Source organism: Pseudomonas sp. FSL W5-0299 (assembly GCF_005930655.1).
Classification (GTDB): domain Bacteria; phylum Pseudomonadota; class Gammaproteobacteria; order Pseudomonadales; family Pseudomonadaceae; genus Aquipseudomonas; species Aquipseudomonas mandelii.
In genome coordinates this window covers 303,499-326,008 of record NZ_RXHX01000001.1, presented here as the reverse complement: position 1 = coordinate 326,008, position 22,510 = coordinate 303,499, and the positions used below count along the sequence as shown (strand labels likewise).

The 22,510-nt window shown below is 59.0% G+C and carries 19 protein-coding genes; 13 read left to right on the top strand and 6 right to left on the bottom strand.

Annotated elements, in window-relative coordinates; genetic code table 11:
• Positions 1-327: 327 nt before the first annotated feature.
• The 9 genes from betI (at position 328) to yccS (ending at position 14,146) form a co-directional block, all read left to right on the top strand.
• Complete coding sequence (betI, locus tag FHL16_RS01595) at positions 328-921, top strand: transcriptional regulator BetI (RefSeq protein WP_010466984.1); 594 nt, start codon at positions 328-330, stop codon at positions 919-921.
• A 110-nt stretch (positions 922-1,031) separates the two neighbouring features.
• A complete protein-coding gene (gene betB / locus FHL16_RS01590; RefSeq protein ID WP_010466983.1) occupies positions 1,032-2,504 on the top strand; it encodes a betaine-aldehyde dehydrogenase in 1,473 nt (490 codons plus the stop codon).
• Positions 2,505-2,635: 131 nt separating this feature from the next.
• Positions 2,636-4,339 carry a choline dehydrogenase gene (gene betA / locus FHL16_RS01585; protein WP_077747261.1) on the top strand — a complete coding sequence of 568 codons (1,704 nt, stop codon included), beginning with the start codon at positions 2,636-2,638 and terminating at the stop codon, positions 4,337-4,339.
• Positions 4,340-4,613: 274 nt separating this feature from the next.
• Positions 4,614-6,056 (top strand): TldD/PmbA family protein, encoded by a 1,443-nt coding sequence (locus tag FHL16_RS01580; RefSeq protein ID WP_077747260.1) that lies wholly within the window; start codon positions 4,614-4,616, stop codon positions 6,054-6,056.
• Complete coding sequence (locus FHL16_RS01575) at positions 6,056-7,393, top strand: TldD/PmbA family protein (protein WP_077747259.1); 1,338 nt, start codon at positions 6,056-6,058, stop codon at positions 7,391-7,393. Before FHL16_RS01580 ends, FHL16_RS01575 begins: the two co-directional genes overlap by 1 nt.
• A gap of 140 nt (positions 7,394-7,533) precedes the next feature.
• Positions 7,534-8,961, top strand: coding sequence for a multidrug transporter subunit MdtD (mdtD, locus tag FHL16_RS01570; protein ID WP_010466979.1), 1,428 nt, complete (start codon positions 7,534-7,536; stop codon positions 8,959-8,961).
• Between the two features lie 156 nt (positions 8,962-9,117).
• Entirely contained in the window at positions 9,118-10,455 is a 1,338-nt protein-coding gene (gene dbpA, locus FHL16_RS01565; protein ID WP_229801809.1) for an ATP-dependent RNA helicase DbpA, read from the top strand.
• A 159-nt stretch (positions 10,456-10,614) separates the two neighbouring features.
• Positions 10,615-11,793 carry an NAD(P)/FAD-dependent oxidoreductase gene (locus FHL16_RS01560; RefSeq protein ID WP_077747258.1) on the top strand — a complete coding sequence of 393 codons (1,179 nt, stop codon included), beginning with the start codon at positions 10,615-10,617 and terminating at the stop codon, positions 11,791-11,793.
• 169 nt (positions 11,794-11,962) lie between these two features.
• Positions 11,963-14,146 (top strand): YccS family putative transporter, encoded by a 2,184-nt coding sequence (yccS, locus tag FHL16_RS01555; protein WP_010466973.1) that lies wholly within the window; start codon positions 11,963-11,965, stop codon positions 14,144-14,146.
• 112 nt (positions 14,147-14,258) lie between these two features.
• Here the strand turns inward: yccS and FHL16_RS01550 are convergent, their stop codons facing one another.
• Complete coding sequence (locus tag FHL16_RS01550; RefSeq protein WP_010466971.1) at positions 14,259-14,996, bottom strand: substrate-binding periplasmic protein; 738 nt, start codon at positions 14,994-14,996, stop codon at positions 14,259-14,261.
• Positions 14,997-15,253: 257 nt separating this feature from the next.
• Here FHL16_RS01550 and FHL16_RS01545 point away from each other — a divergent pair, with 257 nt between their 5' ends.
• A complete protein-coding gene (locus FHL16_RS01545) occupies positions 15,254-15,706 on the top strand; it encodes a GNAT family N-acetyltransferase (protein WP_010466969.1) in 453 nt (150 codons plus the stop codon).
• A gap of 96 nt (positions 15,707-15,802) precedes the next feature.
• On the opposite strand, the gene FHL16_RS01535 is transcribed toward FHL16_RS01545, so the two are convergent.
• The 3 genes from FHL16_RS01535 to FHL16_RS01525 are packed head-to-tail and all read right to left on the bottom strand — an operon-like array spanning position 15,803 to position 18,774.
• Complete coding sequence (locus FHL16_RS01535) at positions 15,803-16,099, bottom strand: winged helix-turn-helix domain-containing protein (protein WP_010466964.1); 297 nt, start codon at positions 16,097-16,099, stop codon at positions 15,803-15,805.
• Between the two features lie 13 nt (positions 16,100-16,112).
• Positions 16,113-16,604: a M48 metallopeptidase family protein gene (locus FHL16_RS01530; protein ID WP_010466956.1), complete on the bottom strand. Its 492-nt coding sequence runs from the start codon at positions 16,602-16,604 to the stop codon at positions 16,113-16,115.
• 46 nt (positions 16,605-16,650) lie between these two features.
• The gene (locus tag FHL16_RS01525; protein ID WP_077747257.1) at positions 16,651-18,774 is read right to left on the bottom strand and encodes a putative bifunctional diguanylate cyclase/phosphodiesterase; all 2,124 of its coding nucleotides are present in this window, start codon (positions 18,772-18,774) and stop codon (positions 16,651-16,653) included.
• Positions 18,775-19,099: 325 nt separating this feature from the next.
• On the opposite strand from FHL16_RS01525, the gene FHL16_RS01520 reads away from it, so the two are divergent.
• Together FHL16_RS01520 and FHL16_RS01515 are read left to right on the top strand one after the other, a co-directional pair.
• Positions 19,100-19,768 (top strand): polysaccharide lyase family 7 protein, encoded by a 669-nt coding sequence (locus FHL16_RS01520; protein WP_077747256.1) that lies wholly within the window; start codon positions 19,100-19,102, stop codon positions 19,766-19,768.
• Between the two features lie 426 nt (positions 19,769-20,194).
• Complete coding sequence (locus FHL16_RS01515; RefSeq protein WP_077747255.1) at positions 20,195-20,488, top strand: fructose-bisphosphate aldolase; 294 nt, start codon at positions 20,195-20,197, stop codon at positions 20,486-20,488.
• 106 nt (positions 20,489-20,594) lie between these two features.
• Here the strand turns inward: FHL16_RS01515 and FHL16_RS01510 are convergent, their stop codons facing one another.
• On the bottom strand, positions 20,595-20,840 hold the full coding sequence (locus FHL16_RS01510; RefSeq protein ID WP_077747254.1) for a hypothetical protein: 246 nt from the start codon (positions 20,838-20,840) through the stop codon (positions 20,595-20,597).
• 293 nt (positions 20,841-21,133) lie between these two features.
• Between FHL16_RS01510 and FHL16_RS01505 the strand changes: the two genes are divergently transcribed.
• On the top strand, positions 21,134-21,856 hold the full coding sequence (locus tag FHL16_RS01505; RefSeq protein ID WP_077747253.1) for a transposase: 723 nt from the start codon (positions 21,134-21,136) through the stop codon (positions 21,854-21,856).
• A gap of 147 nt (positions 21,857-22,003) precedes the next feature.
• Here the strand turns inward: FHL16_RS01505 and FHL16_RS01500 are convergent, their stop codons facing one another.
• Positions 22,004-22,330 (bottom strand): hypothetical protein, encoded by a 327-nt coding sequence (locus FHL16_RS01500; RefSeq protein WP_077747252.1) that lies wholly within the window; start codon positions 22,328-22,330, stop codon positions 22,004-22,006.
• Positions 22,331-22,510 lie beyond the last annotated feature (180 nt).

Sequence of the window (22,510 nt, the reverse complement as noted above, 5' to 3'; positions counted from 1 at the left end):
ACTCATGGCACAGATGCTCCAGGCAGTGCGAGAGAAGAACACAAGGCAACGCGGTACCCGACCAATCGGTTAGTTGGCAGCCGACCGACGGGTGATATAAAGACACCCCGAAAAAAGCCCGAAGCCCGGAACGCCAGTGCGTAGGGGTTTCGAGCCGTTTTGGATGTCGGTTTATCGTCATTTACACGTAGGAAAAATCTGTAAGCAGCGACGAATTGTCGCAGATCTTATTCTTTGTTGATTGAACGTTCAATCAAAACAAAATAGACTGGCCCTCAATCCGATAGACGTTTTACGTCCGCCGGAAGGCCTAAGGAGATGTGCAAGATGCCCAAGGTCGGTATGCAACCCATCCGCCGCCAGCAATTGATCGAAGCCACATTGCAGGCGGTCGATCAGGTCGGAATGGGGGACGCCAGCATTGCGCTGATCGCCCGTTTGGCCGGTGTCTCGAATGGCATCATCAGTCACTATTTTCAGGACAAGAACGGCCTGATTGCTGCCACGGCGCAGTACCTGATGAGTGTCCTGAGCGAGAACGTCACCGCGCGCCGTCAGGCGCTGGAGGACAGCAGCCCGCGGGCGCACCTCCAGGTGATCATCGAAGGCAACTTCGACGCCAGCCAGGTCAATGGCCCGGCAATGAAAACCTGGCTGGCCTTCTGGGCCACCAGCATGCACCACCCGTCTTTGCACAGGTTGCAGCGGATCAACGATCACCGCCTGTATTCCAACCTGTGCTGCCAGTTCCGCCGCGTATTGCCGCTCGATGACGCGCGCAGTGCAGCCCGTGGCCTGGCAGCCCTCATTGACGGTTTGTGGTTGCGCGGCGCGCTGTCGGGAGATGCTTTCGACACCGAGCAGGCGCACCGGATCGCTTACGAATACATGGACTTTCAACTGGCCAAGCAGGTGAGTTAGAGCACACATAAATCGCTCAACCCCTGAACTGCTGCTGATCGGTGTTGCCACAACCCTATGGCTTCACTCCAGTGGCCTACGCCAACCACTTATGCACTTGCGAGGACACTATGGCCCGTTTCGAACTGCAAAAACTTTATATCGATGGCGGTTACTCCGACGCCAGCAGCGACGCCACCTTCGAAGCCATCAACCCGGCTAACGGTGAAGTCCTCGCAACCGTACAGCGTGCGACCAAGGAAGACGTTGAGCGCGCCGTCGTCAGCGCCGAAAAGGGCCAGAAAATCTGGGCCGCAATGACCGCCATGGAGCGTTCGCGCATCCTGCGTCGTGCCGTTGACATCCTGCGCGAGCGCAACGATGAGCTGGCCGCCCTGGAAACCCTGGACACCGGCAAGTCGTTCTCCGAAACCAAGTATGTCGACATCGTCACCGGTGCCGACGTGCTGGAATACTATGCAGGCCTGGTGCCCGCCATCGAAGGCGAGCAGATCCCGCTGCGTACCACGTCGTTCGTCTACACCCGTCGCGAGCCGCTGGGTGTCGTGGCCGGTATCGGCGCGTGGAACTACCCGATCCAGATCGCCCTGTGGAAATCCGCGCCAGCCCTGGCGGCCGGTAACGCGATGATCTTCAAGCCAAGCGAAGTCACTTCCCTGACCACGCTGAAACTGGCCGAGATCTACACCGAGGCAGGCCTGCCAGCCGGCGTGTTCAACGTGTTGACCGGCAGCGGCCGTGAAGTCGGCACCTGGTTGACCGAGCACCCACGCATCGAAAAAATCTCCTTCACCGGCGGCACCGACACCGGCAAGAAGGTCATGGCCAGCGCTTCCGCTTCGTCGCTGAAAGACGTGACCATGGAACTGGGCGGCAAATCCCCGCTGATCATCTTCGACGACGCCGACCTCGATCGCGCCGCCGACACCGCGATGATGGCCAACTTCTACAGTTCCGGTCAGGTCTGCACCAACGGCACTCGCGTGTTCGTGCCGACTCACCTGAAAGCCGCTTTCGAAGCGAAGATCGCTGAGCGCGTTGCGCGCATCCGCATCGGCAACCCGGAAGACGAGAACACCAACTTCGGCCCGCTGGTCAGCTTCGCCCACATGGAAAGCGTGCTGGGTTACATCGCCAAAGGTAAGGAAGAAGGTGCTCGCGTGCTGTGCGGCGGCAATCGTCTGACCGAAGGCGAATTCGCCAAAGGCGCGTTCGTGGCCCCGACCGTGTTCACCGACTGCACCGACGAGATGACCATCGTTCGCGAAGAAATCTTCGGCCCGGTGATGGCGATCCTGACCTACGACACCGAAGAAGAAGTGATCCGTCGTGCCAACGACACCGACTTCGGCCTGGCCGCCGGCATCGTCACCAAGGACCTGAACCGCGCTCACCGCGTGATTCATCAACTGGAAGCCGGTATCTGCTGGATCAACGCCTGGGGCGAGTCCGACGCGAAGATGCCGGTCGGCGGCTACAAGCAGTCCGGTGTTGGTCGTGAAAACGGGATCAGCTCTCTCAATAACTTCACGCGCATCAAGTCCGTGCAAGTCGAACTGGGTGAGTACGTTTCGGTATTTTGATTAGCTGATCCAGCGACAAGCGGCAAGCTTCAAGCTGCAAGTAAAAGCAGTTTGGTTTGCCGCTCCATCTCAACACCGCTCGCTGCTCTCTTGCAGCTTGAAGCTTGAAGCTTGAAACTCCCGGAGGGCCTATGTCCCAAGAATTCGATTACATCATCATCGGTGCCGGCTCGGCCGGTAACACCCTGGCGACCCGTCTGACTGAAGACGAAGGCGTCACCGTCCTGCTGCTCGAAGCAGGCGGCCCGGACTACCGTCTGGATTTCCGCACGCAAATGCCGGCCGCCCTGGCGTTTCCGCTGCAAGGCCGTCGCTACAACTGGGCCTACGAAACCGATCCAGAGCCACACATGGACGGTCGCAAGATGGAATGCGGTCGCGGCAAGGGCCTCGGCGGTTCCTCGCTGATCAACGGCATGTGCTACATCCGCGGCAACGCGATGGACTACGACAACTGGGCCAAGCTTCCAGGTCTTGAAGACTGGGACTACCTGAACTGCCTGCCGTACTTCCGCAAGGCTGAAACCCGCGACATCGGCCCGAACGACTACCACGGTGGCGACGGTCCGGTCAGCGTGACCACGCCGAAAGCCGGCAACAACCCGCTGTTCCACGCGATGGTTGAAGCAGGCGTACAGGCCGGTTACCCGCGCACCGAAGATCTCAACGGGTACCAGCAAGAAGGCTTCGGCCCGATGGACCGCACCGTGACGCCGAACGGCCGCCGCGCCAGCACCGCTCGCGGTTACCTGGACATCGCCAAGAAGCGTTCGACCCTGACCATCGTCACCCACGCCCTGACCGACAAGATCCTGTTCGAAGGCAAGCGTGCCGTTGGCGTGCGTTACCTGATCGGGGCCGCTGAAGAGCGCGTTGAGGCCCGTGCCCGCAAAGAAGTGCTGCTGTGCTCCGGCGCCATCGCGTCGCCGCAGATTCTGCAACGCTCCGGCGTCGGCCCGGCTGAACTGCTGAACAAGCTCGACATCCCTGTGGTCCATGACCTGCCCGGCGTCGGCGAAAACCTGCAGGATCACCTCGAGTTGTACCTGCAATACGCCTGCACCCAACCGGTCTCGCTGTACCCGTCGCTGCTCTGGTACAACCAGCCGGCCATCGGTGCCGAATGGCTGTTCAACGGCACCGGCATCGGCGCCAGCAACCAGTTCGAAGCGGGCGGTTTCATCCGTACCCGCGAAGAATTCGATTGGCCGAACATCCAGTACCACTTCCTGCCGGTCGCGATTAACTACAACGGCAGCAACGGTGTGAAAGAGCACGGTTTCCAGGCGCACATGGGTTCCATGCGTTCGCCGAGTCGTGGTCGCATCCAGGCCAAGTCCAAGGATCCGCGCGAGTACCCGAGCATCCTGTTCAACTACATGGCCACCGAGCAGGACTGGCAGGAATTCCGCGACGGCATTCGCCTGACCCGTGAAATCATGCAACAGCCCGCACTGGACGCTTTCCGTGGTCGCGAAATCAGCCCGGGCATCGACGTGCAAACCGATGAGCAGCTCGACAAGTTCATCCGCGAACACGCCGAAACCGCGTTCCATCCTTCCTGCTCGTGCAAGATGGGCACCGACGAGATGGCCGTGGTCGATGGCGAAGGTCGAGTGCATGGTCTGCAAGCCCTGCGTGTGGTCGATGCCTCGATCATGCCGATCATCACCACCGGCAACCTGAACGCACCAACGATCATGATCGCCGAGAAAATCGCCGACAAGATCCGTGGTCGCCAGCCGTTGCCGCGCAGCAAGGCCGATTACTACGTGGCCGGCGATGCGCCTGTGCGTGGCAAGCCGTTGCGGGAAGTGAGCCTTACCGCTCAGTAAGACTTAATACCGAGGTGCGCCCTTCGCGGGCAAGTCGAATCGTCGCACCGCTCGCTCCTACAAGAGAACGCGATTACTTGTAGGAGCGAGGCTTGCCCGCGAAGGCGCCCGACCAAGCAACACATCTCTAACTGACACATACCGGTAATCCCTTCCTACACCGCTCCACCCTTGATCCTACCCCCCGCCCAGGCCTAATCTAGCGCCACGCAAACGTTTCACCCCCCCTTCGCAACACCGCTGCACCGCCACTCCAGACCAAGGAGGTTCCCGAATGTTCGATTTCCACCCCCAGCTCAAGCAGCGCTTCGCTGCCTTGCGCACGGGCGCTGAATTCTTTTCGCTGCGTTATGTACGCGAGTCCGGCCAGTACCTGTCGGTGCGCAAGAATGTCGCCGAACCTCCGAGCCTGAGCCGTGACGAAGGCGCGATGCTGACCGTGCGTGTCAACGGCGTCGAAGCCTACGCCGCGACCAACGACCTGTCGCAACAAGGCCTGCAAGCCGCACTGGAGAAGGCCGAGCAACAAGCCCGCCGACTCAAGCCCCACGCCCTGCTCGATCTGAGCGCACAGGTGGTCTCCAGCGACCGCGCCGACTACTTTTCGCCGAACCTCGACCAGCCCTTCCCTTCCCTGAGCGATTGCTACCAACTGCTCGGCGCCGAATCCGCATCCGTGCCCAAGGACGAGCGACTGGTGAACTGGGAAGTGAGCATCGGCATCACCCATGTCGAACAGATCTACCTCAGCAACGCCGGTGCCGAACTGCGCCAGGCCCAGCGGTTCGTCTACCCGAGCCTGGAAGTCACGGCCTACGACGGCAACGACAGCCAGACCCGAACCCTGGGCCGCGAGAACTTCGGTCAACAGGGCGGTTTTGATGTGATCAGCCGCTGCGGCCTGGTCGGTGCCGGTCCGAAAATCGCCGATCAGGCGCTTCAATTGCTGCTGGCGCCGAACACCCCGAAAGGCCCGCGTGACCTGTTGCTGATGCCGGACCAGATGATGCTGCAAATCCACGAATCGATTGGCCACCCATTGGAACTGGACCGCATCCTCGGTGACGAGCGCAATTACGCCGGCACCAGTTTCGTCAAGGCAGAAGACTTCGGCAGCCTGCAGTACGGCTCGAAACTGCTGAACGTGACCTTCGACCCGGAGATTCCCGAACAGCTGGCCAGCTATGGCCATGACGACGACGGCACTGCTGCCAGCAAACAATTCCTGATTAAAGAAGGCTTGCTGCTGCGCCCATTGGGCGGCGCGCTGTCGCAGTTTCGCGCGGGCATGGATGGCGTGGCCAACAGCCGCGCCTGCAGCTGGAACCGTCCGCCGATCGATCGCATGGCCAACCTGAACATCGAGGCCGGCGATCAACCGCTGGAGCAGATGATCGGCAACATCAAGCACGGCATCTTGATGAGCACCAACCGGTCCTGGTCCATCGACGATGCCCGCAACAAATTCCAGTTCGGCTGTGAATGGGGCCAACTGATCGAAAACGGCGAACTCAAAGGCGTGGTCAAGAACCCGAACTACCGGGCGATTTCCGCGCAATTCTGGAAAAACCTCAGCGCCGTTGGCGATGCCAACTCCGTCAAGGTCCTGGGCACACCGAACTGCGGCAAGGGCGAACCGAACCAGGTGATCCGCGTCGGCCATGCCTCGCCGGCCTGTGTGTTCAGCAACGTTGATGTGTTTGGGGGGGATGCCTGATGAGTACTTCAAAAAGTCAGGCCGATGCGTTCAAGGCCTTGGTCAATTGGCTGCGTGATGCGATTCGCGAGCCGGAACAGTTCACTCTAAGTTACGCCGCCGAATCCTCGGCCTTCGTGCGCTTCAACCACGCCAAGGTGCGTCAGGCCGGCCAGGTGCAGCAGGCGAGCGTCGGTTTCAAGCTGATCAACGAGGGTCGGCATGCTGACCTCAACATCACGCTGGCCGGCGATCAGGAGGTCGATCTTCAGCGCCTGGCCGAAGGTCTGCAACAGTTGCGCGAAACCTTGCCGCTGCTGCCGCAGGATCCCTACCTGCTGCTCAACCACAACGGTTGGCAGAGCAAGAACGTGCAGGAGCATCCGCTGCCGGACACCGAGCAGGTCGTGGCCGAAATCACCCAGGCCGCCGAGGGGCTGGATCTGGTCGGCTTCTACGCCGCCGGCCCGATCAGTCGTGGTTTCGCCAGTTCTTCGGGGGCGCTTGGCTGGCATCAGGCCAACAGCTTCAACTTTGATTTCAGTCTGGTCCATGAAAACGGCCAAGCGGTGAAAGCCAGTTACGCCGGGCACTACTGGAACAGCGAAGGTTTTGCCAAGCGCTTTGCGCAGGCGCGTGAGCAGTTGGCATTCCTCGGCAGACCGCAACGCACCCTGGCGCCCGGTCAGTACCGCGCCTATCTGGCACCGGCAGCCTTGGGAGAAATAATGGACATGCTGGGCTGGGGCGGTTTCTCGGCACAGTCGATTGCCACCAAAAGCAGCCCGTTGCAGAAGCTGTATGCGGGCGACAGTGCGTTCAGCCCATTGGTGTCGGTTGATGAAAAGGTCAGCGGTTCGTTGAGCCCGGCGTTCTCGGGCGAAGGTTATCCGCGCAGCGATCTTGGCTTGATCGTCGAAGGCAAGGCGGGCGCGCAGATGGTCAGTTCACGCAGTGCCGCCGAATACGGTCTGACCGCCAATGGCGCCAGCGGCGGTGAAATGCCGAGTGCTGTGAACATGGCCGCCGGTACGCTGCCCGATGCAGAGATTCTCAAGCAACTGGGCACCGGTCTGTACATCAGCAACCTCTGGTACCTGAACTACTCGGACCAACCGGCGGCACGCCTGACCGGCATGACGCGATTCGCGACGTTCTGGGTCGAGAACGGCGAGATTCAGGCGCCGGTGAGCACCATGCGCTTTGATGACAGTGCTTACAGTCTGCTTGGTTCCCAACTGGAAGCGTTGACCGTGGAGCGTGAGCTTATGTTGTCGGCCAGCACCTACAGCCAGCGGGCCACAGCCTCGGCGTTGTTGCCGGGGGCGCTGATCAGCAAGCTGACCTTGACCCTCTGACACCGATCGTGACCACGCTCTGCGTGGGAATGCCTCAATGGACGCTCCGCGTCCGCTTCGGCAGGGACGCGGACCGTCCCGGACTGCATTCCCACGCGGAGCGTGGGAACGATCATTAACTCCGACTCACACGAGGTCCCATGCCCAACCGTCCGCCTCTCGACGCTGTCACCGCCCGCTGGGTGCCGTGGGTCGTCGCCATCGCCTTCTTCATGCAGTCCCTCGACGGGACCATCCTCAACACCGCCCTGCCTGCCATGGCCCGGGATCTGGCCGAAGATCCGCTGCGCATGCAGGGCGTGATCATTGCCTACATGCTCACCGTCGCGCTGCTGATCCCCGCCTCGGGCTGGATCGCCGACCGCTTCGGCACCAAGAAAATCTTCTTCGGCGCAATCCTGCTGTTCAGCCTCGGCTCATTGCTCTGCGCCTTGTCGAGCACCCTGAGCATGCTGATCGGTGCCCGAGTGATACAAGGCCTGGGCGGTGCATTGATGCTGCCGGTCGGGCGGCTGGTGGTGCTGCGCGCCTATCCGCGCTCGGAGCTGGTGCGGATCATGGGCTTCATCACCATTCCCGGCCTGCTCGGCCCGTTGATCGGCCCGACCATGGGCGGCTGGATGGTCGAATACCTGACCTGGCACTGGATCTTCCTGATCAACCTGCCGGTGGGCGCCATCGGCTGCTACGCCGTGTGGAAGTTCATTCCCGACCTGCGCGGCACTGAACGCACGCGTTTCGACAGCCTGGGCTTTTTGCTGTTCGGCGCGGCGATGATTCTGATCACCATCGCCATGGAAGGCCTCGGTGAACTGCACCTGCCGCACTTGCGGGTGATGTTGCTGCTGTTCGGCGGCATGGCGTGTCTGGCGGCGTATTGGCTGCGCGCCGGGCACATCGATAATCCGCTGTTCGCGCCGTCGCTGTTCAAGACCCGGACGTTTGCCGTGGGCATCCTCGGCAACCTGTTCGCCCGCCTGGGCAGCGGCGCCCTGCCGTTCCTCGTGCCGTTGTTGCTGCAAGTGGCGCTGGGTTATTCGCCGTCACAAGCCGGGATGAGCATGTTGCCGCTGGCCGCTGCGGCGATGGTCGCCAAATCGGTGGCGCGTCCGCTGATTGAGCGCCTGGGCTATCGCATCGTGCTCACCGGCAACACCCTGGCGCTGGGGCTGATGCTGGCGAGCATGGGCCTGGTCAGCGAGCAGACGCCGTACTGGCTGCTGCTGGGGATGCTGGCGATTCTCGGCGCGATCAACTCCTTGCAGTTCACCGCGATGAACACCGTGACCCTGATCGACCTCGACGACGCCAGCGCCAGCAGCGGCAACAGCCTGCTGTCGGTGGTCGCGCAATTGTCCCTGAGCCTTGGCGTTGCCTGTGCCGGCGCGTTGCTCGGCGGCTTTACCGCAGAGATCGGCAACGATGGCGTGGACACGGTGCTGGGTGCGTTCCAGCTGACGTTTGTGACGGTCGGAATCATGGCGATGCTGGCCGCGACGATCTTCTCCCAGCTCTCAAAGGAAGACGGACGGCGCGTCAGAAGCCCGGAAGAACACATAGAGCCTTAGTTTCCAGACGATAAGTGCCTGCGCTCGGCGACTTCTCGTCTGGAAACTACGGGCGAATGGCCATGGGACTGATACACTGCGCGACATTTTGTTTTGCAGGCCAGTCCCGTGACCACCATTGCCACCGCTTTTAATACTTTGCCGCTATCCGCCGCCATGCTGGCTAACCTCGACTCTTTGGGTTATGCCGAGATGACGCCGATCCAGGCGCAAAGCTTGCCGGTGATCCTCAAGGGGATGGACCTGATCGCCCAGGCCAAGACCGGTAGCGGCAAGACCGCCGCCTTCGGTGTCGGCCTGCTGAACCCGATCAATCCGCGCTTCTTCGGTTGCCAGGCGCTGGTCATCTGCCCGACTCGCGAGTTGGCCGACCAGGTCGCCAAGGAAATCCGTCGCCTGGCCCGCGCCGAAGACAACATCAAGGTCCTGACCCTGTGCGGCGGCGTGGCTTTCGGCCCACAGATCGGCTCGCTGGAGCACGGTGCGCACATCATCGTCGGCACTCCTGGTCGGATTCAGCAGCACCTGCGCAAGGGTTCGCTGATTCTCCATGGCCTGAACACGCTGATCCTCGATGAAGCCGACCGCATGCTCGACATGGGTTTCTACGATTCCATCGAAGAAATCATCGCCCAGAGCCCTGAACGTCGCCAGACCCTGCTGTTCTCCGCCACCTATCCGACGGGCATCAAGCAATTGGCGGCGAAATTCATGCGTAACCCGCAGATCGTGAAGGCCGAAGCGTTCCACGACGACACGCAGATTGAGCAGCGTTTCTACGAAATCTCCCCGGAAGAGCGCATGGACGCGGTGGTCAAAGTCCTCGCGCATCACCGTCCGGCGTCCTGCGTCGCCTTCTGCTTCACCAAGCAGCAGGTTCAGGAAACCGTCGATCACCTGACCTCCAAAGGCATCTCCGCCGTCGGCCTGCACGGCGATCTGGAACAGCGTGACCGTGACCAGGTGCTGGCCATGTTCGCCAACCGCAGTACTTCGGTACTGGTCGCCACCGACGTCGCCGCTCGTGGCCTGGACATCGATGCGCTGGACATGGTGATCAACGTCGAGCTGGCCCGCGACTCGGAAATCCACATTCACCGTGTCGGCCGTACCGGTCGTGCTGGCGAGAAAGGCATTGCGATCAGCTTGGTCGCGCCGTCCGAAGCGCACCGCGCCCAGGCCATCGAGCTCCTGCAGAAGTCGCCGTTGAGCTGGGATCAGCTGGACAACCTCAAATCCCAGGGTGGCGCACCGCTGCTGCCGGTGATGAGCACGCTGGTCATCGGCGCAGGCCGTAAAGACAAAGTGCGTCCGGGCGACATTCTGGGTGCACTGACGGGCGATGCCGGTATTCCGGGCGCTCAGGTCGGCAAGATCGCGATTTTCGACTTCCAGGCATATGTGGCTGTTGAACGCGGGATCGCCAAGCAAGCCTTGCAGCGTCTGAACGACGGCAAGATCAAAGGCCGTTCGTTGCGCGTTCGTATCCTCTAAGAACGCCGCAACTCCCCCCTGCCTGATCGTTCCCACGCTCCGCGTGGGAATGCATCCCGTGACGCTCCGCGTCACAGAGCGGACGCAGAGCGTCCATGGCGGCATTCCCCCGCAGAGCGTGGGAACGATCAATATAAGCTCCTGTGTGAGGACACCGTTTTGCGCTCTACCGAAGTCGTGATCATTGGCGCTGGCGCCGCAGGGTTGATGTGTGCGCTGACCGCCGCCGGGCGTGGGCGCAAGGTGATGTTGCTCGACCATGCGAACAAGGCCGGCAAGAAAATCCTGATGTCGGGCGGTGGCCGCTGCAATTTCACCAACATGTACACAGAACCGGGCAATTTCCTCTCGCAAAACGAACACTTCTGCAAATCCGCATTGGCGCGCTACACCCAGTGGGATTTCATCGGCATGGTCGCCAAGCACGGCGTGCCGTATCACGAGAAGAAACTCGGCCAACTGTTCTGCGATAACAAATCCAGCGACATCCTTGAGATGCTCCTCACCGAATGCGATCAGGTCGGCGTCAGCCTGCACCTGGACACCTCGATCCAGACCATCGAGAAGCTCGAAAGCGGTTACTTGCTCGACACGACGCTCGGTCAACTGACCTGTGAATCCCTGGTCATCGCCACGGGTGGTCTGTCGATTCCGACCCTGGGCGCCACCGGTTTCGGTTATCAGGTCGCCAAGCAGTTCGGTCACGACCTGCTACCGACCCGTGCCGGCCTGGTGCCGTTCACCATCACCGATCAGCTCAAGGAACTGTGCACCGAGCTGTCCGGCACATCGGTGGATTGCCTGGTGAGCTGCAACGACCAGAGCTTTCGCGAGAACATCCTGTTCACCCATCGCGGCCTCAGTGGCCCGGCGATTTTGCAGATTTCCTCGTTCTGGGAATCCGGCGACACGGTCGAGATCAACTTGATGCCGGACCACGACGTGCCGAGCTGGCTGCAACAGCAGCAAGCCGAACGCCCGAACAGCGAGTTGAAAACCCTGCTTGGCGAAATCTTCACCAAGAAGATGGCCAACTTGCTGGCGGACAACTGGTTCGTCTCCAAACCGATGAAGCAATACACCCACGCGGAAATCGCCGACATCGCCGAAAAACTGGCGAGCTGGAAAGTGGTTCCTGCCGGCACCGAGGGCTATCGCACTGCGGAAGTGACTTTGGGCGGTGTCGACACTCATGAAGTGTCATCCAAGACCATGGAATCGCTGAAAAGCCCTGGCCTGTATTTCATCGGTGAAGTGCTCGACGTCACCGGACACCTGGGCGGCTTCAACTTCCAATGGGCCTGGGCCTCGGGTTATGCCGCCGCGCAGTACGTCTGATATACCGCGTCATCGTTCTTCGCGGGCAAGTCGGATCGCGAAGGCGTCCGAACAGACAACACTGAACAATCAAGGAACAGATTTTGCTGTCAGATGTGATCGGCGCCATTGCGTCGGCGTCATTACTGGCTCAATTTAGCGGCATTGCCTCGGAAGGCCTTCGCACTTCATGTCATCGACCTCATTTCGTCAGTCGCTGCGCCGTCTCTGGGCGCTGGATAAATTCAGCTACAGCGTGCGGGTGTTCATCGCCCTGACCGGCAGCATGGCCGTCTGTTGGTATCAGGATGAAATGGGGCTTCTGATCCCTTTGTTCCTGGGGATCATCGCCAGCGCCCTGGCCGAGACCGACGACAGTTGGCAGGGCCGCCTCAACGCGCTGGCCGTGACGCTGGTGTGCTTCAGCGTCGCCGCCCTCTCCGTCGAATTGCTGTTCCCCTACCCCATCGTTTTTGTCATCGCCCTGGCCCTCGCCAGTTTCGGCCTGACCATGCTCGGCGCCCTCGGCGAACGCTATGGCGCGATTGCCTCGGCGACGTTGATTCTGTCGGTCTACACCATGATCGGCGTGGATCAGCGCGGCGGCGCGGTCACCGATTTCTGGCACGAACCGGTGCTGCTGGTGGCCGGCGCCGCCTGGTACGGCTTGCTCTCGGTGCTGTGGCAGGCGATGTTTTCCAACCAGCCGGTGCAGCAGAGCCTGGCTCGGTTGTTCCGTGAACTGGGCTTTTACTTGAAGCTGAAATCGTCGCTGTTCGAGCCGATTCGGCAGATGGACGTGGAAGCACGCCGACTGGAACTGGCGCAGCAAAACGGTCGAGTTGTCGCGGCGCTCAACGCTGCCAAGGAAATTATCCTGCACCGGGTCGGCAATGGACGACCGGGTTCGAAAGTCAGCCGCTACCTCAAGCTGTACTTCCTCGCTCAGGACATCCACGAGCGCGCCAGTTCTTCGCACTACCCTTACAACGCGCTGGCCGAGGCGTTCTTTCACAGCGACGTGCTGTTCCGTTGCCAGCGTCTGCTACGCCAGCAAGGCAAAGCCTGCCGGGCGCTGGCAGAATCGATCCAGATGCGCCAGCCGTTCATCTATGACGCCAGCTTCGCCGAAGCGTTGAGCGACCTGCACGCCTCCATCGAACACCTGCGCATCCAGAGCAACCCGGCCTGGCGCGGTCTGTTGCGCTCTTTGCGGGCATTGGCCGCCAACCTCGGCACCCTCGACCGTTTGCTCAGCGACGCCAGCAACCCCGACGCCCTGGCCGACGCCACCGACAGCAGCCTGCTTGACCGCTCGCCGCGCAACCTCAAGGATGTATGGATTCGCTTGCGCACGCAGCTGACGCCGACCTCGCTGCTGTTCCGCCATGCACTGCGCCTGCCCCTGGCCTTGAGCATCGGCTACGGCATGGTGCACTTGATTCACCCCTCGCAAGGTTACTGGATCATCCTCACCACGCTGTTTGTCTGCCAGCCAAACTACGGCGCCACTCGACGCAAACTGGGCCAACGGATCATCGGCACCGCGATTGGCCTGACGGTGGCTTGGGCGCTGTTCGATCTGTTCCCCAATCCGCTGGTCCAGTCGTGCTTCGCGATCGCAGCCGGAGTGGTGTTCTTTATCAACCGCACCACGCGCTACACGTTGGCAACCGCCGCGATTACCTTGATGGTGCTGTTCTGCTTCAATCAGGTCGGTGATGGTTACGGGCTGTTCCTGCCGCGGCTGTTCGACACCTTGCTCGGCAGCTTGATCGCCGGGCTCGCGGTGTTCCTGTTCCTGCCGGACTGGCAGGGCCGACGCCTGAACAAAGTGCTGGCCAATACCCTGACCTGCAACAGCATTTACCTGCGCCAGATCATGCAGCAATACGCCGCCGGCAAAAGCGACGACCTGGCCTATCGCCTGGCGCGACGCAATGCGCACAACGCTGATGCGGCATTGTCGACGACGCTGGCCAACATGCTCATGGAGCCAGGGCATTTCCGTAAGGAAGCGGATGTCGGGTTTCGCTTCCTGGTGCTGTCGCACACGTTGCTCAGCTACTTGTCGGGATTGGGTGCGCACCGTGAAACCCAGTTACCAGCGGATGTTCGCGAGCATTTGATCGACGGCGCGGGCGTGAGCCTGGCGGCCAGCATCGACGAGATCGCCCAAGGGTTGGCGAGCAAACAGCCAATTGCAATTCAGAGCGATGCCGAAGAGGCGCTGGCCAATGAGCTGGAGCAAATGCCGGATGAGATCGATGAAGGGCAGCGGCTGGTACAGACGCAGTTGGCGTTGATCTGCCGGCAGTTGGGGCCGTTGCGGACGTTGGCGGCGCATCTGATCAAGGACACCAGCGAAGCCTGAGATCTGTAGTGACTGGGCGAGCCCCATTGCGAGCAGGCTCGCTCCCACAGATTCGGTGCAAATCCTGTGGGAGCGAGCCTGCTCGCAATAGGGCCATCAGCCACACCGAAGCTTACATCCCATGCTGCTTCATCAACCGCTCATAACTGCCATCAGCCTTCATCTCCGCAATCTCGCGATCGAAACCGGCGACGATCTGTTCATGCTGCGGATTTTTCAGGCTGACCAATATGTGCAAGCTGTTCTCGCTCAATGCCTTGGGCAGGAACTCCACGGCATTGCGCACCTTGGATGATTCCCGAGCCAGGTAATAACGGGCGACGTATTCGTCTTCCAGCGTCAACTTGACCCGGTCTGCCGCGACCATGCGCACGGCCATGGCGAAGTTATGCACGGGGACTTTCTGCAACGACACGTCCTCATCGAATTCCGGTGAATAGGCATAACCGCGCACCACTGCAATCGGGTAAGTGTGCAATTGCTGCAAGTTGTTGTATTCGATGGGCGCGTCTTTACGCTTGAGAAAACGCACGCGGTTGAGCAGGTATTCGCCGGAAAACTGGCCCAGCTTGGTGCGCTCGTCGGTGTACCAGGCGTTGACCAGCACGTCGTAACGGCCTTCACCGACGCCGAGCAACGCTCGCGCCCAGGGCACCTGCTCGAAATCACTGGCGTAACCGGCCCGTGCCAGCGCAGTGCTGACAATGTCAGTGGCCAAGCCACCGTTGACCAGCGTGGCGTCGGTAAACGGTGGCCAGGCGTCGGCGACCAGACGCAGCTTCTCCGCTGCCGCGCTCTGTGTCAGCAACAGCAGCACGATCAAAGCAAACGCTCGATGCAATCGCGGCATGCTAGAAAATCCTTAGCGGGCGGGCTGCCCGACGCATTTTTCTGCCAAAACTCCAAGACACATGTATCAGCACCCAAGTACTCAACATTAGCTCATTGAAGCCACTGCACTGCGCTCAATCGCAGATTACACAAAGAAGACAGTGCCGCGAGAAATGAATGATGGCATTTTGGCCTTCGTCACAGATTGCTCCGTCATAAAGACATATATCGCCGGGACGCTTAGTATCCGAAGGACGTTGCTCAAGGAAAGTGAAGATGACAATCGATTGGGTCTGCAAACACCACAGCGATCTGGGGAAAGAGCAGCTGTACGCCATTCTCCAGTTGCGCGCAGAAGTGTTCGTCGTCGAACAGAAATGCGCTTATCAGGATGTCGATGGCCAGGATCTGGAAGGGGACACCTGCCATTTGATGGCGTGGGACGGGGATCGGCTGGTGGCCTATCTGCGCTTGCTCGACCCGGAAACGCAGGGCGGCGACGTGGTGATCGGGCGGGTGATTATCGCGCCTGGCGCCCGTGGCACCGGGCTGGGGCACGAGTTGATGGCCCAGGCGTTGAAGCAGGCCGCGAAACGCTGGCCTGAGGTGCCGATCTATCTTTCGGCCCAGGCGCATTTGCAGGGGTATTACGGGCGGTACGGGTTTGTGGTGTCGGGTGAGGAGTTTCTGGAGGATGACATTCCGCATATCGGGATGCGTCGCCCCTAAGGGGCTCTTCGCGGGCAAGCCTCGCTCCTGCAGGGATTTCACCGCACCTGCAGGAGCGAGGCTTGCCCGCGAAGGCGTCATCGGCAACGCCACAAATCACGGGTATTCCAGCACCGCTTTAATCTGCCGCAGATTCCGCTCGATCCACCCCCGATCAATCGCCCCCCACTCGCGAATCCGATAGCGCCCCGCATGATTGCGCGCGCCCTCTTCCTGCTCGAACTCGCAAATGATGTCCAGGTCCGCCAATGCGGCAATTGTGTCCTGCGCCGTGCGCCGGGGCATGCCGGTTGCTTCGGTCAGCGCCGGGACGCTGCTGGCCAACCCGCTGTCGATCAGGTAGGCCACGTACAACCGGCGATAAAAGCTGCTCTTGGTCTTGCTTACATCCATTCAAACACTCCCTTTACTGCATATCCCGCCACGTCAGGTACACCCGCAGATCAAATTCCACCTGGTGATACCCCGGCAACATGTGTTCGCAGAGCTTGTAGAACGCCTTGTTGTGATCCGACTCTTTAAAGTGCGCCAGCTCATGCACGACGATCATTTTCAGAAACTCGGAGGGTGCTTCCTTGAACAACGAGGCCACCCGGATTTCCTTCTTGGACTTGAGCTTGCCGCCCTGCACCCGCGAGATTGTCGTGTGCAGGCCAAGGGCGCGATGGGTCAGGTCGAGGCGGTTGTCGAACAGCACCTTGTCGATGGCCGGCGCGTTGCGCAGGTATTCCTGCTTGAGGTCCAGCGCGAAGGTGTACAGCGCCTTGTCGCTCTGCACCGCGTGTTTTTCCGGGTAGCGCTTGCTCAGGTAGTCGCCCAGCCGACCTTCGGTGATCAGCTGGCGCACCTGGTCCTGCAACGCAGCGGGATAGGCCTGGAGGTACTTCAACGCGGTCATCAGGGTCGGCAACACGAATCACGAAAAGGTCGCCAGTGTAGCGAATTCAGCGGATCAGCGCGCTCCAGTCAAACGGCGTCACAAAGTCGCCGGCATCCTCGGCCATCATCGGCCGCCCCACCAGAAAACCTTGCACGTACTGGCAGCCGTTGGCTTGCAGCCACTCATATTGCGCGATGGTTTCCACCCCTTCGGCAATCACCAGCATCCCGTATTGCTTACACAGGTCGATCACATTGCGCACCAGCGCCGCGTCCCGTTCTGACGCCGGCAATCGGGCGATCAAATGCCGATCAAACTTGAGCGTGTCCAGTTCCAGATCGCGCAGATGCGCTAGTGAGCAAGGTCCGGAGCCGAAGTCATCCAGCGCCACCCGCACTCCAAGATTGCGCAGCAAGCGCAGGGTCTTGCGGGTTTCTTCGGGGTTTTGCATCAACGCTTCTTCCGTCACTTCGACTTCCAGATAACGCGGCTGCAAGCCGTGACGCTCCAGCACCTGGCGCAATTCAGTGACCAGGTTGGGCATGCCGAACTGGGTGCTGCTCAAACTGACGCCCAGCACCAGGTCTTCGGCAAACAAGGTTTCCCACGCTTTGCGCTGGCCGGCCCCGCGATGGTAAATCCAGCTGCCCAGACGACTGATCAGCCGCGCCTCTTCCAGCAACGGCAAAAACAGCCCCGGCGGCACGTCACCGACGCTCGGGTGCTGCCAACGCAGCAGCGCTTCGAAACCACGAATCTGCCCGCTGTCTATCGCCACCTGCGGCTGATACACGAGGTTGAAATCACGGTTCTCAATGGCGGTGCGCACGCTATCTTCGAGCATCAGCCGCGAGCGCGCCCGGCCATTCATGTCGTGATCGTAGAAACGGTATTGCTGACGGCCGGCCCGTTTGGCTTCGTACATGGCAATGTCCGACGCACGCAGCAAGCCGTCGAGGTTCGAACCGCAATCCGGGTACGTGGCGATGCCGATGCTGGCGCCCAAGGCGATATCCAGACCATCAATCTGCTGACAGATCGACACCCGCTCAATAAGTTTCTCGGCGATCTTCGCCGCTTGCTCCGGGAACTCCAGATCCAGCAGCGCCGTGAACTCATCGCCGCCCATGCGCGCCAGAATGTCAAAGGGCCGCAGACAGGCTTTCAATTGCTCGGACACCCAGCGCAGCACCCGGTCGCCGGCATCGTGTCCGAGGGAATCGTTGACGCGCTTGAAGCCGTCGAGGTCCAGGTACAGCAGCACCCAGGCGCTGTCGGACCGTTCACCGCGCAACAGCAGATTCTCCACCGTCTGGTAGAAACCGCGACGATTGAGCAGCCCGGTCAGCGGATCCGTCACCGCCTGGAATTCCAGTTGCTGATGCAGATGGCGCACCACCGACATATCCAGCACCGTCACCACCATCGCATGTTGTTCGCTAGGCAATGGCGCACAAGACAGCGCCACCGGCACTTGCTGGCCGGGCGCCGTTCGCAGCAACGCGTCGTGCAGGCGCAGGGTTTCGCCGCGCCGGTAACCGGTATAAAAGTCAGAGTCCGCCCAGACCGGGATGTGCGGCTTTTGCAGGAAATCCAGAAACTCTTTGCCTTGCAGGTCTTGCACCGTGGCATTGAGCAACCGGGACATCGCCGGGTTGGCAAAGCGGATCACACCGTCCTCACCCACCACCAGGATGCCTTCGGCGGCGTTGTCCAGCACCGAGGCATTAAACGCGCGAGCGACCTCCAGATCGTGGCTCAGGCGCTGCAAGGCACGGCGATTGCGTTGATGCTCGAGCAACGCCTGAACTTTGGGCTTGAGAATTTGCGGGTCGAACGGCTTGAACAGGTAATCCACCGCACCACTGGCATAGCCCTTGATCACGGCGTCCTGGGACTGTTCGTTAGCGGTCAGGAAAATAATCGGTGTGAGTCGGGTTCGCTGACTGCCGCGCATCAGGCGCGCCACTTCAAAACCATCCATGCCCGGCATCTGCACATCCAGCAGCACCAGGTCGACATCGTGTTCGAGCAACAGACTGAGCGCTTCGAAACCGGAAGCTGCGGTAATGACCTGCCAATCCTGGCGCTGGAGCAACGCGCGCAAGCTGATCAGGTTTTCAGGGTAATCATCGACGATTAAAAGGATCGAGCTGCCTTCAGCTGGCGTGGGGTGCGCGCATTCCATGCTGCTTCTCTTATTTCGGGGCGTCAGGCCAGTCTCTCGTGAAAACCGGCCAAATACTGAGCCTTCACTCTAGACCGGGATCCGCAAAAGCAGAAGCTGCCAGTGCGCCATCATTTAACCATCACGTACATTTGCCGACTAACGGTCGCTTCTACAGCCCCCTGAAACCGGGGAAGATGGCCTTTTGACAGGATTTTGACGCCATCCATCTGTCATTTTCGCATTAACAAATTGAACTTCTACGCTTATAAGGATGGCCCCCAAGGCCCGCGCCAGAGCTTCTGGCACGGGCGTGCAGCAAAAAAAATCGTGGAAGCTTTTGACTATGATCGATCTCGCAACCTGGAACCTTAGTGTTCCTGTCGGCAGTCCGCCGTACACCGTTGACACCCCCAAACTGGTGAACGGCTTCAAGGATCAATACTTCCACTCCGACACCGGCACCCTGTTTTTCTGGTCCCCGGTCACCGGCTCCAAAACTGCAAATGCAAAATACCCCCGCACCGAACTGCGCGAAACCTACAGCAACGGCACCCTGAAAAACTGGCTTTACCCGGACGCCGACAACTCCCTGCGCGCCACCCTCGCAGTCAACCAGGTACCGAGCACTGGCAAAATCGTCATCGGCCAGATCCACGCCTATGAAAGCCAGAAACCCATGGTGAAGCTCGAGTATCAGTACAAGACCAGCACGCAATCGGGCAACATCGTCGCCAAGGTGCGCATGCGCCCGGATGACGACGAAGGCCGGATCATCACCATCGCCACCGGGGTGAAACTTGACCGGGAGTTCTCCTACCTCATCCACCTGAGCCCGGGCGGCGCGCTGGGCATCAGTGCGGCGGGGTATCAGTGGGACACCGACATCAGCGCGACGTGGCGGGACAAGCCGCTGTATTTCAAGGCCGGGGTCTATGTGCAAGACCACACCGGGTACACCAGCGAAGGTGGGAAAGTGACGTTCAGCAAGTTGGATATTGATCACGATAAGTAAGAACACCTCTGCCCCTGTAGCAGTTGTCGAGCAACGCGAGGCTGCGTTCGAGGATGAAGTCCTCTCAATCTCGACAGCTGCTACATCGTCCGAAAAACGCGTAGGACGCCTCTGACTGTGGCGAGGGAGCTTGCTCCCGCTGGGCTACGAAGTAGCCCCAAATCCTGCCACCTGATTCCCACAGACACACCACGCCACCGATTCACGGCGCCCACGTCGCCGAATGGGAACGAGTGCCCTTGCCACAATGACCGCATACACGTCCTACAGTCCGGTTGCGGGTACCCGAATCGCTGTCTTCTAAAGTTGGCCTGTCGCTGACATTGTTAGCGATAGGGTTTCGCAGCCCTGACGATACGTGTAGTAACCTAGCGCCTCGAAAAAAGGGGCACGTAAACGCTCGCCCTCCTTTGTTATGGTGGCTGTGTGTGGGAGACCTTCGGGTCTGCCGGGTTCCTCGTATCCTCGGTCTGCGAACCCGACTACCCCGTGCTGCTCATCGACAACGACGCCCCATTACGCGAACTCCACAACTGCGTCAGCGAACGCCTCAACGCCGTCCTCAAATATTTGAATCTGATGGCGTGCACCAGCCTGCCGGACTACGCCGAGAACGACATCAACACCGTCACCAACATTGCCCGGATCATGGTTCAGGACGTCGCCGACGTTTTTGGGGTCATTGAACAGCGCGGATTTGATACACCTAAGCAGCAGTAAAAATCAGGCAATAAAAACCCGCACCACTGCGGGTTTTTACTTAAATCAAGATAAAAATCATGGCGGACCGAAATACTCACAGCCGGCCCGCAGCGCGCCCTGACTTTCATCTCGCTTTTGCTGTTATCTGCGGAACACGCAGGTCCTTTATAGTTCCTCCTAAGATCTCTTTATCATGACCAGTGCCAACCAACGTCAACTTCAGCTTATTATCTTCATACGAAACAAAAACACCTGACAATGTGGTGCCATCTTTCAGAGTTACATCAATCCGCTCCCCGCCATTCAGCAAACTCAATCGAGCCGGAATAGAAAGTTGAGTATTACTCCCGCCAAATTTACTATTTTCCATGACCCTGCTCTCCTTCAATAATAGTAAAAAGAAACCGACCAGCCTTATGTTTCAAAGAAAGGGGGCAGATTTATTTAACACCTCCCTTCCTTTTCTCTCGGTTACGCATTAAACAATAGGCGGCAGCCAGCATTAAATCACCTGTAATAAATGACAGTTTTTTATACATTTTTGCGATAACGGAGTTAACTAAAAAGCAAGCGACAACTCGAAGCAAACAAAGGGGACAGATTTATTTAATCGATTATTTGCTGCTATGCTTCACCCATCACTACAAGGACGTAGGAGGCTATATGCCCAGAATGGGACGAGTTGTTTTACCCAATTATCCGCATCATGTCGTGCAACGAGGCCACAATAGGCAGGTAGTGTTTGCCGAGCCGGGCGACTTCCAACGCTATCTCGACGACCTCCGAGAGCTCAAAACGCTATACGACGTTAAAGTCTATGCCTTCTGCTTGATGACCAATCATGTCCATCTACTACTCGCACCAGGTAACTCCGTTGCGAGTCTCGGACAATTGATGAAAGGCCTGGCAGGCCGCATGACGCGCTATCGCAACAAGCTGGAAGGACGCTCCGGAACCTTGTGGGAGAGCCGATACAAATCCAGCGTGGTTCAGACCGACACCTATTTGCTGGCTTGTAGTCGATACATCGAGCTAAATCCGGCGCGAGCGCAAATGGTACAGCGTGCACAGGATTACCCTTGGTCGAGTCTGCACCTTCGCCTCAACGAAGCAGCCGGAAATCATTGGCTTGATGAAGATCTTTGCTTTACCGAACTGGGCAACACTCACGCCGAGCGCCTTGCCCGCTATACCTCATTTATGGAACAAACGATTCCTTCCACAGAGTTGCAGTTGATCAGAGGCGCCCTTCAGCGCGGACAGCTGACGGGCAATCCCCGATTCACAGATGAGATTGAAAAAATCACCGGTTTGCGAATCTCACATCGAGTTCAAGGCAGACCTGCAAAACGACTCGAACAGAAGAACGCCGGTGACGATTATTAAATAAATCTGTCCCCTTTAAGTTACATCGACTCTCATATGATTCTCCGCAACATTATCCTAACAAAGGTAACAAAAGAGAAAAATTTATTTGATAAAATCAAACAAAGGGGACAGATCCAAAATCTGTCCCATTTTTACTCTTCCTTCTTATGCTGTCTTACCAAGACTTGCACTAAATACGGCGGCACCGCCGCCGAAATACGAAACGGTACCTTGCAGCAGTGAATAAGTTTTATCGGGGGACATTAACTTCATTTCAAAATCTGGAGAGCCATCACGGGATGCCAATGTCAGGTTAATAACAACCTTCGTGTTTGGCTGACTCATATAATAAAAATTACCCCTAACGTCATAGACCCTCCCCCCATACTCATATGTTCCGACATTTATAATATCGCGATTGGCATCGGAGTCTGTGATCTTCAAAATAGCTTTGGTATCACCACCACCGCCTTCATATGTTCCATTCAACATTATATTAATCTCCATAATTGCAAATCAGTAGAGCAACTGCATGGGTTTACCCATATCGCTCGCTCCTCGGATACGGCATATGAAAGATATGGCAAAAACAGCCTGCGGATCACCTGTAAAAAATTACAGTTTTTTATACGATTTCGAAATAACAAATAGCACAAAACATATACCATCGCG

Coding starts and splice junctions, on each gene's coding strand:
- yccS (WP_010466973.1), top strand. CDS start 11,963: ATGTCATCGACCTCATTTCGTCAGTCGCTGCGCCGTCTCTGGGCGCTG.
- FHL16_RS01520 (WP_077747256.1), top strand. CDS start 19,100: ATGATCGATCTCGCAACCTGGAACCTTAGTGTTCCTGTCGGCAGTCCG.
- FHL16_RS01525 (WP_077747257.1), bottom strand. CDS start 18,774: ATGGAATGCGCGCACCCCACGCCAGCTGAAGGCAGCTCGATCCTTTTA.
- FHL16_RS01510 (WP_077747254.1), bottom strand. CDS start 20,840: ATGGAAAATAGTAAATTTGGCGGGAGTAATACTCAACTTTCTATTCCG.
- FHL16_RS01505 (WP_077747253.1), top strand. CDS start 21,134: ATGCCCAGAATGGGACGAGTTGTTTTACCCAATTATCCGCATCATGTC.
- betA (WP_077747261.1), top strand. CDS start 2,636: ATGTCCCAAGAATTCGATTACATCATCATCGGTGCCGGCTCGGCCGGT.
- betB (WP_010466983.1), top strand. CDS start 1,032: ATGGCCCGTTTCGAACTGCAAAAACTTTATATCGATGGCGGTTACTCC.
- betI (WP_010466984.1), top strand. CDS start 328: ATGCCCAAGGTCGGTATGCAACCCATCCGCCGCCAGCAATTGATCGAA.
- FHL16_RS01550 (WP_010466971.1), bottom strand. CDS start 14,996: ATGCCGCGATTGCATCGAGCGTTTGCTTTGATCGTGCTGCTGTTGCTG.
- mdtD (WP_010466979.1), top strand. CDS start 7,534: ATGCCCAACCGTCCGCCTCTCGACGCTGTCACCGCCCGCTGGGTGCCG.
- FHL16_RS01500 (WP_077747252.1), bottom strand. CDS start 22,330: ATGTTGAATGGAACATATGAAGGCGGTGGTGGTGATACCAAAGCTATT.
- dbpA (WP_229801809.1), top strand. CDS start 9,118: ATGCTGGCTAACCTCGACTCTTTGGGTTATGCCGAGATGACGCCGATC.
- FHL16_RS01535 (WP_010466964.1), bottom strand. CDS start 16,099: ATGGATGTAAGCAAGACCAAGAGCAGCTTTTATCGCCGGTTGTACGTG.
- FHL16_RS01575 (WP_077747259.1), top strand. CDS start 6,056: ATGAGTACTTCAAAAAGTCAGGCCGATGCGTTCAAGGCCTTGGTCAAT.
- FHL16_RS01530 (WP_010466956.1), bottom strand. CDS start 16,604: ATGACCGCGTTGAAGTACCTCCAGGCCTATCCCGCTGCGTTGCAGGAC.
- FHL16_RS01545 (WP_010466969.1), top strand. CDS start 15,254: ATGACAATCGATTGGGTCTGCAAACACCACAGCGATCTGGGGAAAGAG.
- FHL16_RS01580 (WP_077747260.1), top strand. CDS start 4,614: ATGTTCGATTTCCACCCCCAGCTCAAGCAGCGCTTCGCTGCCTTGCGC.